This is a genomic window from Myxococcus sp. CA039A, from assembly GCF_013336645.1.
GTDB classification, from domain to species: domain Bacteria; phylum Myxococcota; class Myxococcia; order Myxococcales; family Myxococcaceae; genus Myxococcus; species Myxococcus llanfairpwllgwyngyllgogerychwyrndrobwllllantysiliogogogochensis.
In genome coordinates this window covers 1-1,045 of the sequence record NZ_JABUMQ010000696.1, presented here as the reverse complement: position 1 = coordinate 1,045, position 1,045 = coordinate 1, and the positions used below count along the sequence as shown (strand labels likewise).

At 73.6% G+C, this 1,045-nt stretch carries 1 protein-coding gene; it reads right to left on the bottom strand.

Features of this window, described 5'->3' with window-relative positions:
* On the bottom strand, positions 1-673 hold a 673-nt coding region (locus HR086_RS47095), incomplete at its 3' end, for a tetratricopeptide repeat protein (RefSeq protein WP_373564458.1).
* Positions 674-1,045 lie beyond the last annotated feature (372 nt).

Genomic DNA, 1,045 nt, shown 5'->3' with positions numbered 1-1,045 from the left:
GGGGCGGGCGATTGCTGGCCAGGGGGGACTGGGAGAGCCGGGCCTGGAGGGAGGCCTGGCCTCGGGCCTGGGCGAGCGCGGTTTCCAAATCAGGGTGCTCGGGCGCGAGCTTCTGGACCTCGGTCCACTGCGCGAGCGAGTCCGCCCAGCGGCCTTCGACGGAGTAGGCCCAGCCCAGTTCCCAGCGGCAGTCCACGCGGGAGGGAAGGCCCTTCACGCAGGAGGAGAGCTCGGTGATGGCGGTGGCGGTGTCCTTGGACTTGAGGGCTTCGAGGCCTCGGGCGTAGTGGGCCTCGGCTTCGGCGGGGGAGGGGATGGCCGAGGAGCCCGAGCCCAGGGCGAAGGCCGCGGCACGGAGGGCGCCGGCGCCGGCTCGGGCCGCCGCGCTGCCCAGGTCGGTGACGGTGCCCTGCGCGGGAGCGGGTTGCACGGTGGGCGGGGTGTCCGACGAGGAAGCCAGGGCCGGCTGCACCGTGGCGACGGGAGTGTTCCGGACCAGCGCGGTGCTGACAGCCTGAGTCCCCATGCGGAGCGCGGCGGAGGCCACGCTGGATGGGGACTGGCTCGCGACGGCGCTCACGGACCCCGAGCCCGTGCTCAGCATGGCGGTGGCCACGCTCGACGGAGACTGGCTCGCGACGGAGCGCACGGAACCCAAGCCCGCGCTCAGCATGGCGGTGGCCACGCTCTGATGATCCGCGCTCATCACCGCTCGCGCGGATCCATCTCCTGCGCGTTTCGCGACCGCATCCACGGATGCCTCCGCACCCAGCGCGGCGCGCACGGACCGTGAGCCCGCCGAGGACAGCAGCTCGGCGCTCTCGGTGACGGACGCTGTGGAGAACTTGTGGGCGGGGGCGGGCTCGTGCGCCGGGGAGGTACCCGGCGAGGTGGCGAGCGCCAGCAGGACGAAGGCGGACGGAAGCATGGGCCCGCGCATCTTACGAGGCTCCGGGCCCTCCAGGGACAGCCCACATGTGCCCGGCCCATCAGTAGCCGGGCAGGCGACACACGCCCCCACCCCCGGCGCTGGCATGTGCGTCAC